6 protein-coding genes are annotated in these 6269 nt (G+C 32.9%); 2 read left to right on the top strand and 4 right to left on the bottom strand.

Features of this window, described 5'->3' with window-relative positions; genetic code table 11:
- Positions 1-15: 15 nt before the first annotated feature.
- Entirely contained in the window at positions 16-2775 is a 2760-nt protein-coding gene (locus DOK76_RS09335) for a helicase C-terminal domain-containing protein (protein ID WP_206967091.1), read from the bottom strand.
- A gap of 177 nt (positions 2776-2952) precedes the next feature.
- On the opposite strand from DOK76_RS09335, the gene DOK76_RS09340 reads away from it, so the two are divergent.
- Complete coding sequence (locus tag DOK76_RS09340) at positions 2953-3840, top strand: hypothetical protein (RefSeq protein WP_206967093.1); 888 nt, start codon at positions 2953-2955, stop codon at positions 3838-3840.
- Positions 3841-3859: 19 nt separating this feature from the next.
- Here the strand turns inward: DOK76_RS09340 and DOK76_RS09345 are convergent, their stop codons facing one another.
- Genes DOK76_RS09345 through DOK76_RS09355 form a run of 3 tightly spaced genes read right to left on the bottom strand, consistent with a single transcriptional unit; the run spans position 3860 to position 5630 of the window.
- On the bottom strand, positions 3860-4357 hold the full coding sequence (locus DOK76_RS09345) for a GtrA family protein (RefSeq protein ID WP_206967095.1): 498 nt from the start codon (positions 4355-4357) through the stop codon (positions 3860-3862).
- Positions 4358-4363: 6 nt separating this feature from the next.
- Positions 4364-5302 (bottom strand): permease prefix domain 1-containing protein, encoded by a 939-nt coding sequence (locus tag DOK76_RS09350; protein WP_206967096.1) that lies wholly within the window; start codon positions 5300-5302, stop codon positions 4364-4366.
- Positions 5289-5630, bottom strand: a complete 342-nt coding sequence (locus tag DOK76_RS09355) for a PadR family transcriptional regulator (RefSeq protein WP_206967098.1) — start codon at positions 5628-5630, stop codon at positions 5289-5291. Before DOK76_RS09355 ends, DOK76_RS09350 begins: the two co-directional genes overlap by 14 nt.
- 151 nt (positions 5631-5781) lie before the next feature.
- Here DOK76_RS09355 and gloA point away from each other — a divergent pair, with 151 nt between their 5' ends.
- A complete protein-coding gene (gloA, locus tag DOK76_RS09360; protein WP_206967100.1) occupies positions 5782-6156 on the top strand; it encodes a lactoylglutathione lyase in 375 nt (124 codons plus the stop codon).
- Positions 6157-6269: the final 113 nt, after the last annotated feature.

A 6269-nucleotide genomic window follows, 5' to 3' on the forward strand; every position in this document is an offset into this window, starting at 1 on the left:
ATATCAATTTTCAGGTTATTTTTCAGTAAAAAAGCGTGTCATCTCTGCTAAAGTTTCTTCTAAGCTATGATTAGTCACTTTCAGTCCTTTAGGTAGGTAGTTCAATAATTTTGTGCTATAGCTAGACAGAGTCATCCGACTATCTAAGACAACCACAATCCCCTTGTCTGTCTCACTTCTTAACAAACGACCTAAACCTTGTCGTAAGCGACTTCCAGCTTGAGGTATCGCTTCATCATAGAATGGATTTTTTCCTTGTTGTTCCAAATAACGATACTTAGCTTCAATTAAAGGGCGCTTAGGTGGATCAAAAGGTAGCTTGGTCATAACAATAATGTCTAAATCAGGAAGATTAAAATCAACACCCTCCCAAAAACTATTAGCTCCTAAGATTATTCCACCACTACTTTGAGCAAATCGCTTGGCAATTTTTTCTTTTGTCCCTGTAATCCCCTGGGCAAAAAGCTCTACCTCTTCTTGTGCCAACTCATTATTTAATTCTTGATAGACTGCTTGTAGGACTTGATGAGACGTAAATAACACTAACATCGATTTAGTTTGAGACAGGTAAATATCCCTAACAGAATGAGCTAAGTAAGCAATGTACTTTTTGAAGTTACCACTATCTTGATCATTAAAATCCGTGACAACCAATAGCTCTGCCTGATTCTCATAACAGAAATTCTCCCCTAATAGTAATTTTTCAGGTTCTGGCAAATCTAATTGATTTTCAAAATAATCAGAAGCAATATCTAATTGAAGGGTACCACTCGTGAAAATAAGTTTATCAAATTTGTTATACCAAGTGGTTTCTTGAATAGAAATTTTTTCAAAATTAATGGCTTTTAATACAAGATGTTGCTTCTCTAAACCAATCAATCTAGTTTGTTCATTCTCTTCATGTTTAAAATAAGCAATCAACTTTTGACTCTCTTCTTTAAACGCAGTCAAGACATTAGCGTACTCCAACCAAGTGAATAAATCAGCTCCATTAAGCTGTTTCATTAAACCGCTAATAGGTACAAGTACACAATCAATAACCTCATTCATCTCACGAATGATTGTCATCAACTCTTTCACATTTTTCTTCATAGCTATAGGCCACTCCGAATACTCTCCTAAACAACTCATGTCCTTTTCAGGGTGACTGGTACTAAGCCCTGACGTACTCATCATAAAGGTTTCTAACCACTGCAAGTCGTCTCTCCCCTCTACAGAAAGAATAGGTAACAACTCTAATTGATGCAACCAATCTGTATTTTTTAGAGTCGGCGCATGCTCTTTTAAGTCGTCAATCTCTCTCATTTTTTTCAAGAGACTATATAAGCGTCTAAAAGATACTCTAACTAGTTGCTTATCTTCTAGTGTATGGACAAGCTTATGGGCTTCATCAATGACTAAAATAGAGCTTTCTGGTAGCAGACTCTCCTGACGAAAACTGTCTTCGCATAAAAAAGCATGATTGATCAAAATCAGATCTGCTACCTGTTTTTTTACTTCTAGAAAACGCAGAAAATCTTCTTCAAAGAATAGACTATCTTTTTTTAGCGTATGCAGACCACGATGCTCGATATGTTCAAAAAATAAATGATTTTTATTTAAATTTAGCTCGTCTAAATCCCCTGTTTCAGTTTCACGTAACCAATTCAATACAGCCATCTGGTTAATGATGTATTGCTTTTGATGATTAGGTTCAGCTAATAATGTTTGATAGAAACGATGTAAATCAATAAAATGTCGACTACTTTTGACAATCAAGCCTATCACTTCTCGTGAAATAATTGTTTCTAGTTGAGGAATACTTTCCTCTAGTAATTGCTCCTGAAGCATAATCGTACTCGTTGAAATCGTAATAGGCTTTCTTAAGTTAAAGCTTAAAGGGAACAAATACCCAAGTGATTTTCCTGTTCCTGTAGCAGCTTCTACCATTAAGTTTTTCTTCTCTGGAGAATTAGCAACAAAAGCTGCTATTTTATCCATCATTTTAATCTGCTCATCACGAAACGAAAACTCTCCGTTTAATAGAGCTTCTTTTTCTTCTAGGTTCACTGGATACACTAGGTCAGATTCGACTTTTTTTTCTTGAAATTGATAATTTTTTATTTTCAAGCTCACCATGTCAATTGTCTTTACTTGATCAAGGAGCTGATTCAATGGATGGCTCTCTTTATTCTTCAAAGCCTCTTGGAATAACAAGTGATTGTCAACACCAAGATAAACAGATAACTCTGCCATTTTTTTTAAAGTCACGTATGGAATTGTTTCAATCTGTCTATGAAGCTGAATAAAAATCTCCGCTGTCACCGTTGCATCACTCAGAGCTTGATGAGGATTCTCGTGGGAGATATCAAAATACTCTGCCAAATCCGCTACTCTAAATCCTTGCGACTTTGGGTATAATATTTGTGCTAACTCTACTGTGTCAATACATGGCATTACAAGAGTCTCTTCTCCAGAACGCTTAAATTCACTATTTAAAAAGGCAAAATCAAAATACACATTGTGAGCTACAAAGACACAATCTGACAAAAGAGTTTTTATGATAGGTGCAATATCTTCAAAATAAGGAGCCATAGCAACTTGTTGATTTGAAATACCTGTTAACTGTTCAATGTGTTTAGGAATTTTTTGAAGAGGATTGACATCTGTTGAAAAATGATTAATGATTTCTCTATTTTGAACGAGTACACAGGCAAATTGGATGATTTTATCCTTTTCTGTACTTGTCCCTGTTGTCTCAATATCTACAACAGCATAGATTGTTTTATCCTTCATTTACTCGCCTCTTCCTTATGGTCACTTCCTCTTATTATACAGATTTCTAAAGGATTTTTCATCCCTTTCTCTCTTTATTTTTACTGTTCATTTTTTAAACCCTTAGATTGTTTTACCTGTGAAACTATGGTTAAATAGATATATACAAAAAGTTTGATTAGGTGGACAATAAAAATTATGAAAAAATTAAAGATTGTAGGAGGCTTTGTCTTCATTTTTTGGTTAGTCGGCTTAGCCCTAACCTTTAATAATAGCCTACTCTGGTACACTTACTTTATTATTTCTACCATTGCACTCATCTTAGCAGCTATTTTACTTTATCAAGCAGAATTTAACAAAGTCTATAAATATGCTAATAAAGAATTCACACGCTTGAAAGTGAAACCAGCTGAGCGCCTTAGCTATGATGAAGATGAAGAATATTATGAAGTATTAGATAACCAGCGTAGAAAGAGAAAGCGCAAAAAAAGAAAACGCAGCAACACATACCTTGAAACAACCATGAGAGAACGCAAAAAAACCAATGAAAATCATGGTTCTTCAAATGAAAGTCATCGTATCTCTTCCATTCGCAACAAAGAATATTTACACACAAAAATCAATTTTCTTTACAACGGTGATAAACAACAACTTCTTTTTGAAACCATTCAAAAACTGAAAGAAAATAATTTCTTTGTTAGCTATTACGCCGATGTGACTAATGATGATTTAATCAATCACTTTGACGAATACGAAGAGCGAAATATTTTTGAACTCTATGACAATGTCATTCCCAATACTTACGCGAAAGTTCTCTACGACACTGAGACAGCAGATAATCGGATTGGTATTTTCTTAGGAGCAGCAAGTGATGCCGATGAAGAAGAGTTTCTTGGATTCATCGCTCTAGAAGATAGCTACAAAGCTGACTTGTTATTAAAAAAATACGACAATATCCAAGTTTTCCCTACTATTTTGGGAGGAACTTATAAACGTGCTTATAGAAACAAAGAGGGTGACATTAAAATCATCAAAGATTTTATCAATTATGATTTAACTATTTCTCTAGCATTTTTCAATAATTAAAAGGATTAAGCCAACTGGCCTAATCCTTTTTTTTGAACACTTTTTTCTTTGAAATCAGATAATTTAAAACAATAGCTAGCACCTGAACCAATAAAGCAAAGAGAAATTCATTAGCAAGCTCAGGCGTCCCGATAAATTTACTTAGAAAACTACTTTGAAAAACAGCTGCATCATAGGGCAGCTTATCTAAGTGCAACCAGATAATAAAGTATGATGCATACCTTTCCACTGCTACATAGGTAATCACCACATCTAATAGAAAAACAAACCCTCTCCCTAGTAAAAAGAACCAAAACTGACGAAATAACTCCTTTACTTCTCTTTGATTGTCTTTAAAAACAAATAGTTTATTGGTCACAAAAGCAAAGAGAATCGCACCCATTTGGGCAATAACTACTGCTAGTAAAGATTGACCCGTCAAATTAACTACAAGAAAACGAAGTACAAAATAAACAATAGTCGTTAAGACTCCAAATATTAAATAACTAATAATTTCTTGATTGAGTATTTTTTTCATAACTGACTAACGTTTCTCATTCATCCAAATACCAGATAAAACTCCAGCAACTGGGAAAATAAGCCAAGATAGTTCCCAAATGCCAAAAACAAAACTTATCAGTAGATAGATAGCAACAATTACTAGCCAAAAATTATCGTTAAATTTTTTCCAATAAATTTTCTTAGCTAGGTCTTTTTCAGATAAAGAACTGTCAAAACCATTTTCTAACAGAAAACCATAAGCTGATTTCACCATACCTCCATAAATAATGAAAAAACAACCAATCGTTGCTGTAATAATCGTTCCACAAACATATAGAAGAATTCGATCAGCATCTTGAGATCCGACTAACACAGGGATCGCAGAAATAATACATAGCCCCACACCAATAATAAGAGACAAAACAAATGACTTTTCAAACTGTTTTTCTTCATTTTTAATATAGTTAATGTTTTTATTACTTAAAAAGAAACCTTTTTCTAAATAGTCATAAGCATTATGCTTCAAACCATTTACTATAAATAGCCCTATTGCCGCTACAATTAAGAACAAGCTTAAGATAACACCTAATATAACTGAGTTAAAATAAACACCTGCTACAATTAGACTAGCCGCAATTCCACAACAGATAACACCCATACCGATACCGACACTAGTTGTTCTTTTCATCGCAACGTAAGAATCAATATCATCAATCGATAAAGTTGTTAAGTTAGGTGTTGTGGTAACTTCTGCCTCTTCCTCTTTTTCTTGATCAATAGATAATTCATTCATGATCTCATCAATATTGCCAAATTCTGAAATAACTAAACCAACTGTCTCATTTTCTGACACACCAGTTTCTATTAACTCTTGATATTTTTCTTCCATATTAACTAATATATCGTCTTGTAGTTCTTTTAATTCCACTGTATCTGGTAAATTCATAAACATTGTTTCCACATAATTTTTAATGGTATTCATTTTTTTCTCCTCCTAAAAACATATCAACAACTTCTTTTGTGATCAACCACTCTTTTTCTTTTTCTAAATAAAAAGCAAGACCTGATGAGGTTATTTTATAATACGTTCGCTTCTTACCAAACGTCTCCTCACCTGGATAAGAAGTTATATAACCTTTTTTAGTTAATCTTGTAAAAGCTGAATATAATGTTGTTTCCTTAATAACATATTTCTCATCTGTGATAGTTCTAATCTTTTTTGAAATCTCATATCCGTATGAATCACCATCAATCAAAATCGATAGAATGATTGAATCATTATAGCCACGAATAATATCACTACTAATCATTTTTATCACTTCCATTTTTTACTCTATCAATCGTAGTAATATCATAGCATTATTACTACGACTAATCAAGTAATTTTAAAAAGCAAAAACTAGAACCTTTTTTTAATAAATGGTATGATTTAATCAGTTAAAAGAAAGGATGTTTTATTTTATGAAAATGGCACACACTTGTGTTCGTGTGAAGAATTTAGAAGAATCACTTGAATTCTACACAACTGCATTTGATTTCACTGAAAGTAGAAGAAGAGACTTTCCTGAACATAAATTTACACTAGTTTATCTAACACTTCCAGGAGATCCTTATGAGCTAGAATTAACTTACAATTATGATTCAGAAGCTTATGATTTAGGAAATGGTTATGGACATATTGCTATTTCTACCAAAGATTTAGAAGGTTTACATGAAAAACATAAAGAAGCTGGTTTTAACATCACTGAGCTTAAACATTTACCAGGTGTTCCACCTTCTTACTATTTCATTATTGATCCAGATGGTTATAAAATTGAAATAATCAGAGAAAAATAAAAATAAACGTACGAAGTAGATTTTACTTCAGTACGTTTATTTTTTTAAATAACAAAACAAAAAAAGATAAGTCATATAGACTTATCTTTTTACTACTCCGGCAGTAGGACTCG

Source organism: Candidatus Vagococcus giribetii (assembly GCF_017316185.1).
Taxonomy (GTDB): domain Bacteria; phylum Bacillota; class Bacilli; order Lactobacillales; family Vagococcaceae; genus Vagococcus; species Vagococcus giribetii.